Here is a 16,772-nt window from a genome sequence, read left to right on the forward strand (position 1 = left end):
AAGCTCCCTCGCCACAAAGGCTCGCTCCCACAACTGTGTGCCTGCTGGCTTGCGGCTACCCGGCTGTCGGTTTTCACACAGCACAAAACAGCATTGTCTACAGTTTAAAGTGGCGGTAGTTCCGTTGCCGTCACCGTGATCGTCCAGAAAAACCCGGCCAATGCACCGGGTTTCCACCTGATCAGGAGTGCACGATGGACCTCAACCGTCGTCAGTTCTTCAAGGTCGCTGGTCTCGGCCTTGCGGGCTCAAGCCTCGGCGCGCTGGGCATGGCCCCGACGCCAGCCTTCGCCGAACAAGTGCGTCATTTCAAGCTCGCCCATACCCATGAAACCCGCAACACCTGCCCGTACTGCTCGGTCGGTTGCGGCTTGATCATGTACAGCCAGGGTGACAACGCGAAGAATGTCGCCCAGAGCATCATCCACATCGAAGGCGATGCCGACCACCCCGTCAATCGCGGCACCCTCTGCCCCAAAGGCGCAGGCCTGCTCGATTTCATTCACAGCCCCAGTCGTCTCCAGTACCCGCAGGTGCGCAAGCCCGGCACCACGGAGTGGACGCGAATCTCCTGGGATGAAGCGCTGGATCGCATCGCCGACCTGATGAAGGCCGACCGCGACGCCCACTTCATCGAGAAGAACGCCCAAGGGCAAACGGTGAACCGCTGGCTGAGCACCGGTTTCCTCGCGGCGTCGGCGTCGTCCAACGAAGCGGGTTACATGACCCACAAGGTGATTCGCAGTCTCGGCATGTTGGGGTTTGATAACCAGGCACGTGTCTGACATGGCCCGACGGTGGCAAGTCTTGCCCCGACGTATGGCCGTGGTGCCATGACCAACCACTGGACCGATATCGCTAACGCGAATCTGGTTCTGGTGATGGGTGGCAACGCCGCAGAAGCGCACCCTTGCGGTTTCAAATGGGTGACCGAAGCCAAAGCCCATAACAAGGCGCGGCTGATTGTGGTCGACCCGCGTTTCACCCGTACGGCCTCGGTGGCCGACTATTACGCGCCGATCCGCACCGGCACCGACATTGCCTTCATGGGCGGGCTGATCAATTACCTGCTGACTGAAGACAAGATCCAGCACGAATACGTGCGCGCCTATACGGACGTGTCGTTCATCGTCAAGGCCAACTACGGCTTCGAGGACGGGCTGTTCAGCGGTTACGACGCGAGCAAGCGCACTTACACCGACAAGTCCGGCTGGGGCTATGAAATCGGCGAGGACGGTTTCGCCAAAGTCGACCCGACCTTGCAAGACCCACGCTGCGTCTATCAATTAATGAAGCAGCATTACAGCCGCTACACCTTGGAGCTGGCCAGTCAGGTCTGCGGCATGCCCACGGATGCCATGCAGAAAATCTGGGAGGAGATCGCCACCTGCTCGCAACCGGGCAAAACCATGACGATTCTCTACGCGCTGGGCTGGACCCAGCATTCGATCGGCTCGCAGATGATCCGCAGCGCGGCCATGGTGCAACTGCTGCTAGGCAACGTCGGCATGCCGGGCGGGGGCGTCAACGCCCTGCGCGGGCACTCCAACATCCAGGGCCTGACCGATCTGGGCTTGCTGTCCAACCTGCTGCCCGGTTACCTGACCCTGCCGGCCGAGGCCGAACAGGATTACAACGCCTATATCGCCAAACGTGCACTCAAGCCGCTGCGTCCCGGGCAGATGTCTTACTGGCAGAACTACGGCAAGTTCCACGTCAGCCTGATGAAAGCCTGGTACGGCGCGAATGCCACCGCCGAGAATAACTGGGGCTACGACTGGCTGCCGAAACTGGATATTCCCGGCTACGACATCCTGAAAATGTTCGACATGATGGGCAAGGGCGAGGTCAATGGCTACATGTGCCAGGGCTTCAACCCGATCGCCGCCTTGCCGGACAAGAACCGTGTGATGAAGGCGCTGGCCAAACTCAAGTGGCTGGTGGTGATGGACCCACTGGCCACCGAAACCTCGGAATTCTGGCGCAACGTCGGGCCTTACAACGATGTGCAAACGGCCGAGATCCAGACCGAAGTCATCCGTCTGCCCACCACCTGTTTCGCCGAAGAAAACGGTTCGCTGGTCAACAGCGGTCGCTGGCTGCAATGGCACTGGAAGGGTGCCGACGGCCCGGGGCTGGCGCGCACGGACGTGAAGATCATGGCCGAGCTGTTCTTGCGCCTGCGCAAGCGTTACCAGGCCGACGGCGGTGCCTGGGCCGAGCCGATCCTCAAGCTCGACTGGCCCTACAAGATCCCCGATGACCCCACGCCGGAAGAACTGGCCCGGGAATTCAACGGCTACGCCGTCGCCGATGTCACCGACGCCTCGGGCTCAGTGGTCAAGGCCGGTCAGCAGTTGTCCGGCTTCGGCCAGCTCAAGGACGATGGCAGCACGGCTTCCGGGTGCTGGATCTTCTGCGGCAGCTGGACCGAGCAGGGCAACAACATGGCCCGGCGTGACAACAGCGATCCTTTCGGCATGAAGCAGAACCTGGGCTGGGCCTGGGCCTGGCCGATGAACCGGCGGATTCTCTACAACCGTGCCTCTTGCGACCCTCAAGGCAAACCGTGGGACGCCAACAAGCGGCTGGTGTGGTGGAACGGCAAGGTCTGGACCGGCACCGACGTGCCCGACTACAAGGCCGATGTGCCGCCGGAAGCCGGGATGAACCCGTTCATCATGAACCCCGAAGGCGTGGCGCGTTTCTTCGCCCTCGACAAGATGAACGAAGGGCCGTTCCCGGAACACTATGAACCGTTCGAGACGCCCATCGGCATCAACCCGATGCACCCCAACAACAAGAAGGCGACCAGCAACCCGGCCGGGCGGATCTTCGATTCAGTCTGGGACACCCTCGGGCAGGCCAAGGACTTCCCTTATGCGGCGACCAGCTACCGGCTGACCGAACACTTCCACTTCTGGACCAAGCATTGTCCGATCAATGCCGTGACCCAGCCTGAGCAGTTTGTCGAAATTGGCGAGGTGCTGGCCAAAGAGAAAGGCATTGCTGCCGGTGACCGGGTCCGGGTCAGCTCCAAGCGCGGGCACATCGAAGCGGTGGCGGTGGTGACCAAGCGGATTCGTCCGCTGCAGGTCAACAATCAGGTGGTGCACCAGATCGGAATCCCGTTGCACTGGGGCTTCACCGGCGCCACCCGTCACGGTTACCTGACCAACACCCTGGTGCCGTTCCTCGGCGATGGCAACACACAGACCCCGGAATCCAAGTCATTCCTGGTCAACGTGGAGAAAATCTAAATGGCCAGCCAAGACATCATCGCCCGCTCGGCCACCACCACCGTGCCGCCCTCGGTGCGCACGCAAGAGGAAGTGGCCAAGCTGATCGACACCACCAAGTGCATCGGCTGCAAGGCCTGCCAGGTCGCCTGCTCGGAATGGAACGAGCTGCGCGACGACGTCGGTCACAACCTCGGCACTTACGACAACCCTCAAGACCTCAGCGCAGACACCTGGACCTTGATGCGCTTCACCGAGCATGAAACCGACGCCGGCAACCTCGAATGGCTGATTCGCAAGGACGGCTGCATGCACTGCGCCGAGCCCGGCTGCCTGGCGGCGTGCCCGAGCCCGGGGGCGATCATCAAGCACGCCAACGGCATCGTCGATTTCGATCAGGACCATTGCATCGGCTGCGGGTATTGCATCACCGGGTGCCCGTTCAACATTCCGCGCATCTCGCAAAAGGATCACAAAGCCTATAAATGCACACTGTGTTCGGACCGGGTGGCGGTGGGGCTGGAGCCGGCCTGTGTGAAAACCTGCCCGACCGGCGCCATCGTTTTCGGCACCAAGGAAGACATGAAAGAACATGCGGCCGAACGTATCGTCGACCTCAAGAGTCGCGGTTTCGAAAACGCCGGTTTGTATGACCCCGAGGGTGTCGGCGGCACCCACGTCATGTATGTGCTGCACCATGCCGACACGCCCAGGTTGTATGCCGGGTTGCCGGATCACCCGGCGATCAGTCCGCTGGTGGACCTGTGGAAAGGCCTGAGCAAACCCCTGGCGTTGCTGGCCATGGGCGCGGCGGTGCTGGCCGGGTTCTTCCACTACGTGCGCGTTGGGCCACAACTGGTCGAGGAAGACGAACATCCCGTCACCCTCGACCCGGCGGTGCATGAGTTCGATCCATCGGTGCACACCTTTGATCCGACGAAACCCGGCGGGGAGGACAGGCCATGAACGACAAACCGATCCTGCGCTACACCGCCAACCAGCGCACCAATCACTGGCTGGTGGCGATTCTGTTTCTGATGGCCGGGCTGTCGGGGCTGGCTTTGTTCCATCCGGGGTTGTTCTGGCTCAGCAACTTGTTTGGCGGTGGTTCGTGGACGCGCATTCTGCATCCGTACATGGGCGTGGCGATGTTTGTGTTGTTCCTCGGCCTGGTGTTCAGCTTCTGGCGGGCGAATTATTTCAGCGCCAACGACCGGTTGTGGCTCAGGCGCGTCGGGACTGTCATGCGCAACGAAGAGGAGGGCGTGCCGCCGATCGGCAAATACAACCCGGGGCAGAAGCTACTATTTTGGGTATTGCTGATCTGCATGCTGGTGCTGTTGTTCAGCGGGTTGGTGATCTGGCGTGCCTGGTTCAGCGCGTACTTCGGCATCACCGGTATTCGCTGGGCGATGCTGCTGCATGCGCTGGCGGGTTTCATCCTGGTGCTGAGCATCATCGTCCACGTCTATGCCGGTATCTGGATTCGCGGCTCGGTCCACGCCATGGTGCGTGGCCGGGTCAGCCGCGCCTGGGCGAGAAAGCACCATGAGCTCTGGTACCGGGAAGTGACCCAAGACGAAACGCCTGAGCGACCGATCACAAAAAAAGGATGACCCCTTGGCGACGATCCTCGAGCCTGGGCAGATAGAAGCGGCGGCGAGTTCACCGCCGTTTCTGTACCTGCCACCGAACAACCTGTTCACCTTGCGCGCGCTGCGTCTGGAACGCTTGGCCGACGGGCATCCCATGGCGGACTATCTGCGCTTGATCGCGGGGCTGTGCCACGTTCAGCAGAACCTGATGGACGATCCGCCCGTGACGACCATGCCCGATCCCGAGCGCCTGCGGGTGTGCATGGAACATGGCTTGCCACCGTTCGCTGCTGACAGTCTGGTGCGCGAAACCGTTTGGCTGCCGTATCTCGAAGCCTTGTTGCAACGCTATCAACCACCGCCACAATCGGCGGTAGAAAACGCCGTGGCGACGTTGCGCAGTGCCAACCCGGGGCTGCTCAAAGCCTGGGCGATTGCCTTGGTCAGCGGCCAGTATTCAATGCTGCCGGCAGAGTTGGTGCCGTTCCTCGGTGCAGCGCTGCAAGCGGCCTGGAGCCATTGGCTGTTGAGCACACCCAACCTTGAACTCAAGCGCGGCGACAGCCTCAGCCAATGCCCGGCCTGCGGTTCGCCGGCGATGGCCGGGGTGATTCGTCATCGCGGCAAATACAACGGTTTACGTTATCTGGTGTGCTCGTTGTGCGCCTGCGAATGGCATGCGGTGCGGGTCAAATGCGTGTACTGCGAACAAAGCAAGGGGCTTCAATACGTCAGCTTCGAGGATGACCGTCACGCAGCCAATCAGGCACCGTTGCGGGCGGAAGTCTGCCCCGGCTGCAACAGCTACCTGAAATTGATCTACCTGGAAAACGATGCCGAAGCCGAAGCGCTCTCGGCGGACCTGTCCAGCCTGATGCTGGACATGCGCCTGGAGCAGGAAGGCTACCAGCGGCTGTCGCCCAATCTGATGCTGGCACCGGGAGGCGACTGAGCCTGTCCCCTTGAGCAGTGAGCTCAGCGGCTACACTCAGACGCGACGGTCACTCGTTTCCGGGAGCTCTGATGTCCGCACCCTCCGCCAGCCAAGCCTTGCGGCTGCCCTCCATCGACAGCTTGCTGCGCCATCCCGCCTGCCAAGCGTTGGCCGAGCGCTACGGGCGTGATGCGCTGCTGGCCGGTTTGCGGCAACTGCTCGATGACTTGCGCGAACCGGTGCTCAAGGGTGAACTCAATGCCGTTGAAATCGCCCCCGACGTATTGGCGGGCAGGGCGGGCGAGCGTCTGGCGATCCAGCATCGCAGCCAAGTCCGTCGGGTGTTCAACCTCACCGGCACGGTGCTGCACACCAACCTCGGTCGAGCGTTGTTGCCGGAGTCTGCTATCGAAGCCGTTCAACTTGCCGCCCGCTACCCGCTCAATCTGGAATTCGACCTGCACAGCGGCAAGCGCGGCGACCGCGATGATTTGATCGAAGGCCTGATCCGCGAGCTGACCGGCGCCGAAGCGGTGACCGTGGTCAACAACAACGCCGCCGCCGTGTTGCTGACACTCAACAGCCTGGGCGCGCGCAAGGAAGGCATCATTTCCCGTGGTGAACTGATCGAGATCGGCGGCGCCTTTCGCATCCCCGACATCATGGCCCGCGCCGGAGTGCGGCTTCACGAAGTGGGCACCACCAACCGCACCCATGCCCGCGATTACGAGGCCGCGATCGGGCCGCGCAGTGGTTTGCTGATGCGTGTACACGCGAGCAATTATTCCATCGAAGGTTTCACCGCCCGGGTGCCGACGGCTGAATTGGCGGAGCTGGCTCACCGTCACGGGCTGCCGCTGCTGGAAGACCTCGGTAGCGGCAGCCTGCTGGACCTGACTCGCTGGGGCTTGCCCGCCGAACCGACGGTGCGTCAGGCGTTGCTCGATGGTGCGGACATCGTCACTTTCAGCGGCGACAAATTGCTCGGTGGTCCCCAGGCCGGGTTGATTGTCGGCCGCAAAGACCTGATCGCGAAGATCAAAAAGAATCCGCTCAAGCGCGCCCTGCGGGTCGACAAACTGACCCTGGCCGCCCTCGAAGCCGTATTGGCGCTGTACCGCGATCCTGATCGGCTGGCCGAACGCCTGCCGAGTCTGCGCTTGCTGACCCGCCCCCAAGCCGACATTCATGCCCAGGCCGAACGGCTGCAACCGTCACTGGCGCGGGTGTTGAGTGACGGCTGGAGCGTCAGCGCGGTGCCGGCGTTGGGCATGATCGGCAGCGGCAGCCAACCGGTGGCGCGCTTACCTAGCGCTGCGTTATGCCTGCGGCCCAACGTCTCCAAGCGTCTACGGGGGCGGCGATTGCTGGGACTGGAGGCCGCGTTTCGTCGGTTGCCGATTCCCGTGCTGGGGCGCATTGACGGTGATGCGCTTTGGCTGGACCTGCGCCAACTGGATGACGAAGCCGCATGGCTGGCTCAACTCGATCAATTGCAGGAGGAGGGCCGGGACGGGTGATTGTCGGCACGGCGGGGCACATCGATCACGGCAAGACCTCCTTGCTCCAGGCACTGACCGGCCAGGCAGGCGACCGTCGCCGGGAAGAACGCGAACGCGGCATGACCATCGACCTCGGCTATATCTATGCAGCACTGGAACCAGGCACAGCCCTGACCGGTTTTATCGACGTGCCCGGTCATGAGCGCTTCACCCACAACATGCTGGCCGGGGCGCAGGGTATTGATCTGGTGTTGCTGGTGGTGGCGGCCGATGACGGCGTCATGCCGCAGACCCGCGAACATCTGGCGATCGTCGAGTTGCTGGGCATCCCTCGGGCATTGGTCGCCATCAGCAAATGCGACCGGGTCGAGCCGACACGAGTGCAGGCAGTTCGTGAACAGATCGAAGCATTGCTCGCATCCGGCCCCTATGCCGACGCACCGCAAATCGCGCTGTCGAGTGTGACCGGCGAGGGTGTCGAGACGCTGCGTCAGGCCTTGCTGGATGCGCAACATGAGGTGCTTCAACGCAGCACCAGCGGCGGTTTTCGCCTGGCGATTGATCGGGCTTTCAGCGTGGCCGGCGCCGGTATCGTGGTGACCGGCACCGCGTTGTCCGGCCAGGTGGCCGTGGGCGATACGCTGATGCTGAGTCCGCTGGGCAAACCGGTGCGGGTGCGAGGCCTGCATGCGCAGAACCAAGCGGCCGACAGTGCAACAGCCGGGCAGCGAGTCGCGCTGAACCTGAGTGCCGAGCGTCTGGCCCTGGAGCAGATTCACCGTGGCCACTGGCTGTTGGCCGAATGGCTGCATGCGCCGACCCAGCGTCTGGATATCGAGATGACCTTGTTGGCCAGCGAAGCGCGAAGCTTCGAGCACTTTCAGCCAGTGCACGTGCATCTCGGCACTCAGGATGTGACGGGGCGAGTGGCCTTGCTGGAGGACGCCAGCCTGGCACCGGGGCAGCGAATGTTCGCGCAACTGCTGGTGAACGCGCTGGTGCTGGCGGTGAAGGGCGACCGCTTGATCCTGCGCGATCAAAGCGCGCAACGCACCCTCGGCGGTGGCCGGGTGCTCGACCCGTTCGCCCCGGCCCGACACCGCCGCAGCCCCGAACGATTGGTGCAGCTACAAACGCTGGCCACCACCAACAGCCTGGAAGACGCACTGCCGACACTGCTGGCCAACAGCGACACCGGGCTCGATCCCCGGCGTCTGGAGCGCCAGTTCAATCGGCCGCGCGACAGCTGGGAATTGCCCGATGACGTGCGCTTGATCGATACGCGGCAGGGGCCGTTGCTGTTCAGCGCTGCTCGCTGGGAAGCCCTGAAAGCGCCGCTGCTGGAACACCTCGCACGCTTTCATCAACTCGAACCGGATCAAATGGGACCGGACAGGGACCGCCTGCGGCGCTTCGCCGGCACCGCGCTGGAGCGGCCGACCTTTATCAGCCTGCTCGACGAATTGCTGGTCAGCGGCGCGATCGTCGCCAGCGGCCCGTGGCTGCATTTGCCCGATCATCAAGTGCGCTTGAGCGAGGACGACGAGACCTTGTGGCAACAGCTACAGCCGCTGTTTGAACAAGCGGGTTTCGATCCGCCATGGGTGCGTGACTTGGCCAAAGACGCTGGCCGTGAAGAGGCAACCGTGCGCCTGCTGCTGCGCAAGATGGCGCGACTGGGGTTGCTGCATCAAGTGGTTCGTGACCTGTTCTACACCGACACGCTGCTGCGCCGATTGGCGGCTATGCTGGTGCAACTGGCCGGCGATGACCCGGTGATTCACGTCGCTGCATTTCGCGACGCTGTGGGCCTGGGGCGCAAACGCAGCATTCAGATTCTTGAGTACTTCGACCGAATCGGCCTGACCCGACGCTTTGGCGACCGGCGCCACATCCGGCTCGACAATGCACTGGCCCAGCAAACAGAAGACTGAGTTCAAGGAAGGCAATCGCGCCCGGTGGCGCGGCCGGGCTTCAAACCCGGTTGGGGACGGCATCCGTTCCCGGGCAGGTTCGACTCCGGCTGCCTTCCGCCATTTTTAGCCACTTCGATGACTTATACCCTAACGGTACCGCGATTTTCGTCCCCATCCTGACTGCCAAACCTGTTCTAAAACGTTTTTACACAGCCTCGGCCAAGAGCAGACAGTCAAAACCTGCCGCATCTGCCGATTATCCGTTAGGCGATAAAACACTTGAACATGGATGCAATCAGACCGGCGATCACTCGTTCAAGTTTTTGACCAGATAGCTATCTACGATTTGCGAAACGCCCGTCAATGCAGTACGCAGCAACTCCGGTTCAGTGCGATAGCGCAACGGCGTATAGCCATAGGTATTGGCGCCGTTGAATGCGGTGATCGGTTCATTGCGCTGCCAGATTAGTTCCTCGCCGCGTTTCATGACAGCGCTCACGGCAATCGTCGGGTAGACCACGCTGCTGAAGCCTTGAGTCAGTGCGAAACCCCAGTTCAGGACGGTCAACTCGATCTGCGCATCGGCCGGTTCGTGTTCACCCACGATCTTGAAACGGCCGGTGGCGGTCAATTGCTCCTCGAAACTCTTTTTGACCAACTCGCCCAGATTGATATCCGCTGTTTCCATGTTGTACAGAATCGCATCAACCGTCGACATCGAAGCCAGGTCACCTGCCTTCAGACCTGCGGCAAATCCAGCCCCTCCCAAAGCAGCCTTGGTCAGGTTCGATGCACCAGCTGCCATCCCTACGCCAGCGCCGACACCTGCGCCCAATGCAGCACCCCATGCCTGTTCACGTCCCATGTAACTCATCTCCTTGGGCTTCCATGCAACCGGGAGAATCTTCACCGTGTGGATCTGGGTACGGTATTCGGGCTTGAATTTCTGGTTGGCACATCCTGCAAGGAAAAGAACGGCAAAAACCAGGACAGCAATCTTCTTCATGAACAACTCACGACACCAAAGGAATGTGCGAAGTTTGTCGTCACCTGCAGGAAATTCTGAAGGGTAAATGAGGAGTGCTGATCGCGAATGCTATTGCGGCAGCAGGCAGCTTTCGGCCGATTCTGTTGAAAAAGTCGGACTGCCCAAACTGCCTGATCATTGACTGGTGAAAACGCCTTTTTCGCACGCGGCTACGTGAAACCCGAGTCCGGAAGCCTTTGCCAAAAGTAAAGATTTCAATCTCGGACGCGTACTTTTCGGATGCGCAAACCATGGCCGACTTTTTCAACACAATCGGCCACAAGCAGACGTTCGATCCAAAGCTGCTTTCGAGCAGAAGAAAACGTCGCTAAGCAGCGGCCAGCGAGCCGCTGCTATGCTGAGTCGAATCCCGTCAGCACGGCTCAACGGGCATGGTTGTATGCTTTTTTGAAGGACGTGCTCACGTGTCTGCTGACGCAGCAGGCAAACGACATTGCCGAACTGCTGCCGCATAACATAAATGGACGCCTGATTAACATACGCAGGGACGGTAGGTAGACGTTTACAGACAGTACAACCCAAGGACTATCTCAGGACTACCTGGCATGGGCGATTCTTTCTGGAGCAGGTTCGGCCTCGAACTGATATTGATGACGTTCAGCGTACTTTTTTGCTATGCGATGTACCACACGCATGTGACCTATCAGCGCCGCAACAAAAAACAAATCGACGAAGCATTTCGCAAAGCCATGGCGCAGCACGGTATTGAAAATGTGGAAATCCGACAGGATCACACAATGTTAGGGGCCCGTGGCAAAGTCGGGAAAAGGCTGTTCGATGTCCACAGGATTCTTCACTGCCCGCCGGATCGCTGGTTTGTCTACATCCATGTCGAGGACACAAAACCTGTGCTTATGCCGATTTCAGAGCAGCGAGCAATGGCTTCCCTCAACAGCCAGGGGGGAATTGAATAGGCTGATGACGACGTTGGCTCCCTGTTCAGGAAGTACCGAAAGTACACCTAGGCGAGCGGCTGCGTTGGACTGCAGCCCTTTGTGACGGGCAGAAATCGGCCAGACGCGGACATGTAGGTTGCGCAATATTCGACCCTTAGCTGCCGCTCATGAAGTCGTGTCCCAATAGAAATGGATGTACTCGTCTTCATACTCCGCGAACAGCGAAACGATGAACTCCGTCTTCATCGAGTACATCAATAACGCTCCGACGAAACCGGTCGACTCATGCAGCGGTTGTTTGAGCGGAGCGATCAATTCAAACGCCTGATCCGCAACCATCTGATTGAAAACAGCTTCCGAGATTTCCTCAAACTGAGCGTCAGAAACGTAGCCTGGGAAATAACTTTCGCCACCAGGCCGCCAATCCATCCATTCCGCGTGAAGCCAGAAGTTTAATCCGTTTTCGCCTTGCCGTTTGGGGGCGCGGGTTATCCTGATGATCTGCTGAGAGGCAGAGCATCGAAAGGCGATTCCTGGATAAGTGACGTAATAGAGACCGGGACAATCATTGTGCGCTCTCCAAAAAGTCAGTTGCTCACTGGAGAGTTGATCAAAGTCGCTTCTGTCGAACATGGAAGAACCTAAGGTTTACGTCGCGCTAATGGGCAAGAGCGCCAGATAGTAGCAAAATGCCTTTAATGATGTTTTCGGGAACCATCCGCTTTTGGTCGCTTTCTGCCTTTCGCGAAGGACTGAAAACGACCCAAAGCGAGGAATGCTAGTGCTTCGGAGGGCGGGCATACCAACCGTAGATTGCGATGCCGGCATAACAGGTTGCTGGCACGCTCAATGCCATCGCGAGCGTCGAGAGGTCGGCCGCATACCCTGTCAATGGCGGAATAAATGCCCCGCCAACAATGGCGCAACAGAACAGGCCCGAACCTTCTGCCGCGCGATGACCGAGCCCTGCGGTCGCAAGGGTAAAGATCGTCGGAAACATGATGGAGTTGAACAGCCCGACGGCCAGCAGCGACCATCCGGCAACAACGCCTTGTGTGGTGGCAGAGATCGTCAACAGCACAATGACTGCCGTGGCGGCAAAGGCCAGCAGTTTCCCGGGCGCGAAAGTGCGCATCAGCGCTGAGCCGATAAAGCGGCCAACCAGGGCACCACCCCAATAGAAGGCAACATGCTTGCCTGCGGCTTCGGCGGGAAGGGCCAGGGTTGTCGGCAGCATGAGGTAGTCGGTGATAAGGCTGCCAATCGTGACTTCGGCGCCGACATAGAGAAATATGCAAACGGTGCCGAGTGCAAAGCGCGGCTGCTTTAGAAGGTCGAGCGCAGCGAGTGGATTGAGACGTTCAGGTCTTGTTGACGGTTGCAGCTCATTTTTTTTCAGCCAGACGATCAAGGCGACGATGCAGATGAAGAGCGTAATGCTTGCATAGGTGTTGCTGATCACGCTGGCTTCCTGCGACAGGAAGGACGTCAGTTCTGCTGGCGACAATGCGGAGGTATCTACCGCATTGAGGGAGCCCAGGATCAGTATGGCACCCAGGTAGGGTGCGACCGTGGTTCCCAGCGAATTGAACGCATGGCCGAGGGTGAGGCGGGCAGGGGCCGTTGCGGCGGTTCCGAGCAGTGAAAGCAGCGGGTTCGCAACGACCTGAACGGTTGTCACGCCAATCGCAAGCACAAAGAGGGCGCCGAGGAAGGCTGGAAACAATGCGGACTGGGTGGCAGGAATGAAGAGCAGGCATCCACCAGCCATCAGCAGCAACCCGAGGACGGCCGTTTTCATGTAGCCGATTCGCGAAATGAGCAGGCCTGCGGGTATGGCGAAAATGAAATAGGCAAAAAAGAATGACGACTGCACAAGCATGGCCTCGGTATAGCTGAGGCTGAAGAGGTGCTTGAGTTTTGGCACCAGGACATCGTTAAGGCTGGTGATGCTGCCGAGGATGAAAAACAGCGCGAACACGTAGGTGCTCATCCGTTGGGTGTGGGGTGTTGCCAAACTGTTGGTGACAGTCGCGCTAGCACTAGCGTTCGTCATCACGGGCTTCCTCTTTCTTGTGATTGTTACTTTCAAGGAAAGCTCTATCGAGCCTCAGCGCCTTGATAGTGAGACAGCGCTGTCTTTGTGCGGTGAAGTAATCGCCAAAGGAGGGGTGCGCTGCCATCTGGTTTTTTGTCTGTAGCCGTTACCGTTCACCCAAAGTCCGAGGTCAGTCGTTAGAGGGGGGGCTACCTTAGTGCCTGACTTTTCGTTTGGCAAGCCGCTGGATCTCTTGGGGGTTATGCTGAGATAAGGGGTAAATTCGCTCATTTGGGCTGCAACTATTTGTCGGGATTGAAAATTCAGGAGACAACGCAATAGGCGTCCGCGGATTGGCAAGGTGGCCAGCCATTTAATAGAAATTGAGGCGGTTCCTTACAGTCCTCTTCAATCAGGTGAATGCGCAAGCTCTCAAACCGGGTAGAGCTGCCTGATCCGCCGCACCATGCGTTGCTAGATGCGCGAATGCTTGCAGATCTTTTCAAGATCTTGGCCTACCGGCTTGTTTTGTCACCATGAAGGCGCATCACAACGCTGATCGACCAGCTTTGGACGGTACTGCAGGTTATTCGAGCTTCACCATCGTCATAGGCGGTGGTGGGAAGGGGCAAAACTGGATTATCCAAAATTATGGCTCAGCCATAATTATTGCTGCGCCATAATTTCTCACTACAAAAAGCTTTGTTTAGGCATCGGAGCAACAGGCCGTAAAGGGTGAACGGCAGTGACGTTTTCATTTCATTAGAATCGCTGACCTGAATCCGATTGCAGGTTTGGTGTATTGTTAGCTGACTAACTACATAGAGACTCAACATGTCCAAACTTGCAGAATTCCGTCAGCTCGAAAAACACCTGGCAGAGCAGCTCGAAGCTCTCGAAACGCTGAAGGGCGATGCTGGCCTGAAGAAAGAAATTGAATTTGAAACAAAGCTGCGCGCTTTGCTCGCCGAGTACGGCTATAGCCTGCCGAACGTGATGAACTTGCTTGACCCAAAGGCTGGTCGTCGCGCATCAACTACCGAGGCAAAATCCGGTACGAGGAAGCCACGCCAGGTGAAGGTCTACAAAAATCCTCATACCGGCGAAGTGGTAGAAACCAAAGGCGGCAACCACCGAACGCTGAAGGAATGGAAAGCGAAATACGGCTCCGACACCGTGGAGTCTTGGCAGGCCAAGTGAGTTTTGTTTGAGTACAAGAGGGCCCTTCGGGGCACTTTTTTGGAATTCAAACACTGTTTTCAACCAGTGATCACTACGGTAGTAATCATCACTTTTATGAGCGGAAGTAAGAACTTATTATGGCCCTGCTTTTCGCTCGCCGCCCGCTCACTGAAAAATTGCTGAATATCATCAGGACACCAATGTTTGTTGTTTGGAGGCACTCGTTTTAGTAGGTATAAATTATCGGTTGTTGGTATCTAAGTTTATCTGAGGTGTGTGAACCTATCAAAATCGCTCGTGATGATTGTTAAAGTTAAATTCGCAGCGAGTTGGAGAATTACATAATTAGTTGTATGCAGATGCTTTAAGTGATCTGTTGCGCATGTCCCGCTGGTGCTTTGCCTGATGAAGCAAAAGTACTAGGCTCTATGGGGTCTACAGCATCGTTACCTTGTGTGAGCTTTCATGACACCTTCGCGAGTTTTTATCGATTGCGTAGCACCCTCTGCAGCTCTAGCCTTGAAGGATCCGATAAGCCTTTGGCGATCATAACAAGAGAGGGTTTCGATGAAGTATGCAGATAAAAAAATAGCCGTAGTCACGGGCGGTGCGATGGGCATTGGGGCTGAAGCTGCCATTTCATTGGCAAAAGACGGTCACCACGTCGTAATTTGCGACATCAACGCGCAAGAAGCGGAGCGGTTCTCGCGTCACCTCCGGGAAGAGGGCTTTACAGCTGATGCCTGCCAGATGGACGTTGGAGCTCTGGACTCTGTCTCTGATGCGTTTTCCTGGATTGAGAGAGAGTTTGGCCGCTGTGATGTTTTGGTAAACTCGGCAGGTATCGCCAAGACTATGCCGTTTCTGGACTTCGACCTGGACGTCTTCAACAAAACGATGCTCATCAACGTCACTGGTACATTCATGTGCTGCCAGCTAGCCGCACGTATCATGCGTAAAAATGGTTTTGGCAGGATCATCAATATTGCTTCCGTTGCAGGAATGCGGGCGGTGGGTAAAGGGCGAACTGCCTATGGCACCTCCAAAGGTGCGGTGATCGCACTTACCCGGCAGATGGCGGTAGAGCTGAGTGAGTATGGCATCACGGCTAATGCTATTGCCCCTGGGCCGGTTGATACCCCCATGACCAAGGAGCTACACAGCGATGCTTTTCGGCAGGCATACAGCAATGCCATCCCGGCCAAGCGATACGGAACTACTCAAGAGATCGCAGGTGCGGTGAGTTATCTTGCGTCTGATGTAGCAGCTTATGTGAATGGCATCGTGTTGCCAGTTGACGGTGGATTCCTCGCATGGGGTGCGGGTGATCTTTAATCGCCGTCATCGCGAGCGCCCATTAGGGCGCTCGTTCAACTGTCAGACATTTCCTTCCTGATCCACTTTTCGAGATCTGCAGTGTCAGACCGCAACCTCGCGTTGGGAGAGACCCACAAAACCAGCTTGGCCTCGCCTTGAACGAAGCCAAAAGGTGCTACCAGTGCGCCACTCTCAAGCTCCGCCTCAACCAGCATGCGGGGTACGCAGGCAAATCCCAGTCCCACCTTGGCCGCCTGTATCAACAGATAAAAGTGTTCAAAGAACTCCATCTCCAGTAAGTCACTGGCATCTAGCTGTAGCGATGAGTACCAGTCTTTCCAGGCCTGAGGCCGGGTTTTGGTGGTCAATAGTCGCTCTTTACTGAGGTCGCTCACATCTCGAACACCTGACGTAGCGAGGTAATCAGGCGAACAAATAGCTCCCACCCATTCATTGGTAAGCGCTATAGGCTCGATACCTGGAGGGGGTTCAATGCTATCCAATCTTATCGCGACACTAACTCCCTCCTGAGCGAAGTCAATTGGGCCGTGCCCCGTTCTTAGACCCAATTCCATGGTGGGAAAACTACTGTGAAGTTTTGCCAGCCGAGGCAGCAGCCAGTGCATCATGATCGACGCAGAACAAGAAAGCTCCAGGGGGCGTGGGCGAACCTCGTCAATGCTTTCCTGGATTAGAGAGAACGCCCTGCTTAGCCCAGCTGCAAGTCTGGCCCCCTCAGGTGTAAGTCTGGTGCCATGGGCATTCCGAGTGAGAAGAACGACGCCTAACGAGTCCTCCAAGCTTCGGATGTGTCGACTGATAGCACCATGAGTCACGCATAGCGCGTCTGCCGCATCACTGAAAGTTCCTTTGCGCGCGATCATCTCAAACGCCCTCAGGGCATTGAGCGAAGGCCTAGCGGGCGATGACATCTCCAGTACCTCTCCGAAGGCGAGGCGCTCTCGTTGGCCTCAGCGGTTATTGTGAGTTTTACTCACGCTCGCTGGAAATCATATCGATTGGATCGGCGTGGGGTCAATGTATATTGGTTTGAAACTGCTTAGGACATAGCCGAGCAGATTCACAATAACAACTAAAGTCGAGG

At 58.2% G+C, this 16,772-nt stretch carries 13 protein-coding genes, 1 tRNA gene and 1 pseudogene; 11 read left to right on the forward strand and 4 right to left on the reverse strand.

Annotation, left to right across the window (positions count from 1 at the left end; genetic code table 11):
• The first annotated feature begins 194 nt into the window (after window positions 1-194).
• The 7 genes from fdnG (at window position 195) to ACQKPC_RS07280 (ending at window position 9,306) form a co-directional block, all read left to right on the forward strand.
• Window positions 195-3,260, forward strand: a complete 3,066-nt coding sequence (fdnG, locus tag ACQKPC_RS07250; RefSeq protein ID WP_427623870.1) for a formate dehydrogenase-N subunit alpha — start codon at window positions 195-197, stop codon at window positions 3,258-3,260.
• The gene (gene fdxH, locus ACQKPC_RS07255; protein ID WP_427623871.1) at window positions 3,261-4,205 is read left to right on the forward strand and encodes a formate dehydrogenase subunit beta; all 945 of its coding nucleotides are present in this window, start codon (window positions 3,261-3,263) and stop codon (window positions 4,203-4,205) included.
• Window positions 4,202-4,855: a formate dehydrogenase subunit gamma gene (locus ACQKPC_RS07260; RefSeq protein ID WP_427623872.1), complete on the forward strand. Its 654-nt coding sequence runs from the start codon at window positions 4,202-4,204 to the stop codon at window positions 4,853-4,855. Before fdxH ends, ACQKPC_RS07260 begins: the two co-directional genes overlap by 4 nt.
• Window positions 4,856-4,859: 4 nt before the next feature.
• Window positions 4,860-5,786 (forward strand): formate dehydrogenase accessory protein FdhE, encoded by a 927-nt coding sequence (gene fdhE, locus ACQKPC_RS07265; RefSeq protein WP_427623873.1) that lies wholly within the window; start codon window positions 4,860-4,862, stop codon window positions 5,784-5,786.
• 71 nt (window positions 5,787-5,857) lie between these two features.
• The gene (selA, locus tag ACQKPC_RS07270; RefSeq protein WP_427623874.1) at window positions 5,858-7,288 is read left to right on the forward strand and encodes an L-seryl-tRNA(Sec) selenium transferase; all 1,431 of its coding nucleotides are present in this window, start codon (window positions 5,858-5,860) and stop codon (window positions 7,286-7,288) included.
• Window positions 7,285-9,204, forward strand: coding sequence for a selenocysteine-specific translation elongation factor (gene selB, locus ACQKPC_RS07275; protein WP_427624007.1), 1,920 nt, complete (start codon window positions 7,285-7,287; stop codon window positions 9,202-9,204). Before selA ends, selB begins: the two co-directional genes overlap by 4 nt.
• Window positions 9,205-9,210: 6 nt before the next feature.
• Window positions 9,211-9,306, forward strand: a tRNA-Sec gene (locus ACQKPC_RS07280).
• 187 nt (window positions 9,307-9,493) lie between these two features.
• Here the strand turns inward: ACQKPC_RS07280 and ACQKPC_RS07285 are convergent.
• Entirely contained in the window at window positions 9,494-10,192 is a 699-nt protein-coding gene (locus ACQKPC_RS07285; RefSeq protein ID WP_427623875.1) for a hypothetical protein, read from the reverse strand.
• A 346-nt stretch (window positions 10,193-10,538) separates the two neighbouring features.
• Between ACQKPC_RS07285 and ACQKPC_RS07290 the strand changes: the two are divergent.
• Together ACQKPC_RS07290 and ACQKPC_RS07295 are read left to right on the forward strand one after the other, a co-directional pair.
• Window positions 10,539-10,732, forward strand: a pseudogene (locus ACQKPC_RS07290) (transposase domain-containing protein); the annotation flags it as partial.
• Between the two features lie 47 nt (window positions 10,733-10,779).
• A complete protein-coding gene (locus ACQKPC_RS07295) occupies window positions 10,780-11,148 on the forward strand; it encodes a hypothetical protein (protein ID WP_427623876.1) in 369 nt (122 codons plus the stop codon).
• 147 nt (window positions 11,149-11,295) lie between these two features.
• Here the strand turns inward: ACQKPC_RS07295 and ACQKPC_RS07300 are convergent, their stop codons facing one another.
• A complete protein-coding gene (locus ACQKPC_RS07300; protein ID WP_427623878.1) occupies window positions 11,296-11,763 on the reverse strand; it encodes a hypothetical protein in 468 nt (155 codons plus the stop codon).
• 145 nt (window positions 11,764-11,908) lie between these two features.
• Window positions 11,909-13,186, reverse strand: coding sequence for a sugar MFS transporter (locus ACQKPC_RS07305; protein ID WP_427623879.1), 1,278 nt, complete (start codon window positions 13,184-13,186; stop codon window positions 11,909-11,911).
• An 816-nt stretch (window positions 13,187-14,002) separates the two neighbouring features.
• On the opposite strand from ACQKPC_RS07305, the gene ACQKPC_RS07310 reads away from it, so the two are divergent.
• Window positions 14,003-14,368: a histone-like nucleoid-structuring protein, MvaT/MvaU family gene (locus tag ACQKPC_RS07310; protein ID WP_427623880.1), complete on the forward strand. Its 366-nt coding sequence runs from the start codon at window positions 14,003-14,005 to the stop codon at window positions 14,366-14,368.
• Window positions 14,369-14,917: 549 nt separating this feature from the next.
• Complete coding sequence (locus tag ACQKPC_RS07315) at window positions 14,918-15,685, forward strand: SDR family NAD(P)-dependent oxidoreductase (protein ID WP_427623882.1); 768 nt, start codon at window positions 14,918-14,920, stop codon at window positions 15,683-15,685.
• A gap of 35 nt (window positions 15,686-15,720) precedes the next feature.
• Here the strand turns inward: ACQKPC_RS07315 and ACQKPC_RS07320 are convergent, their stop codons facing one another.
• Window positions 15,721-16,599 (reverse strand): LysR substrate-binding domain-containing protein, encoded by an 879-nt coding sequence (locus ACQKPC_RS07320; RefSeq protein WP_427623884.1) that lies wholly within the window; start codon window positions 16,597-16,599, stop codon window positions 15,721-15,723.
• Between the last annotated feature and the right edge of the window lie 173 nt (window positions 16,600-16,772).

This window comes from Pseudomonas sp. NPDC089918, assembly GCF_050280605.1.
GTDB lineage: Bacteria > Pseudomonadota > Gammaproteobacteria > Pseudomonadales > Pseudomonadaceae > Aquipseudomonas.

Excerpts from the sequence above, each read along its gene's own strand:
- ACQKPC_RS07315 (WP_427623882.1), top strand. The coding sequence starts at position 14,918 with ATGAAGTATGCAGATAAAAAAATAGCCGTAGTCACGGGCGGTGCGATG.
- ACQKPC_RS07305 (WP_427623879.1), bottom strand. The coding sequence starts at position 13,186 with ATGACGAACGCTAGTGCTAGCGCGACTGTCACCAACAGTTTGGCAACA.
- ACQKPC_RS07260 (WP_427623872.1), top strand. The coding sequence starts at position 4,202 with ATGAACGACAAACCGATCCTGCGCTACACCGCCAACCAGCGCACCAAT.
- ACQKPC_RS07300 (WP_427623878.1), bottom strand. The coding sequence starts at position 11,763 with ATGTTCGACAGAAGCGACTTTGATCAACTCTCCAGTGAGCAACTGACT.
- selA (WP_427623874.1), top strand. The coding sequence starts at position 5,858 with ATGTCCGCACCCTCCGCCAGCCAAGCCTTGCGGCTGCCCTCCATCGAC.
- ACQKPC_RS07310 (WP_427623880.1), top strand. The coding sequence starts at position 14,003 with ATGTCCAAACTTGCAGAATTCCGTCAGCTCGAAAAACACCTGGCAGAG.
- ACQKPC_RS07285 (WP_427623875.1), bottom strand. The coding sequence starts at position 10,192 with ATGAAGAAGATTGCTGTCCTGGTTTTTGCCGTTCTTTTCCTTGCAGGA.
- fdxH (WP_427623871.1), top strand. The coding sequence starts at position 3,261 with ATGGCCAGCCAAGACATCATCGCCCGCTCGGCCACCACCACCGTGCCG.
- ACQKPC_RS07320 (WP_427623884.1), bottom strand. The coding sequence starts at position 16,599 with ATGTCATCGCCCGCTAGGCCTTCGCTCAATGCCCTGAGGGCGTTTGAG.
- ACQKPC_RS07295 (WP_427623876.1), top strand. The coding sequence starts at position 10,780 with ATGGGCGATTCTTTCTGGAGCAGGTTCGGCCTCGAACTGATATTGATG.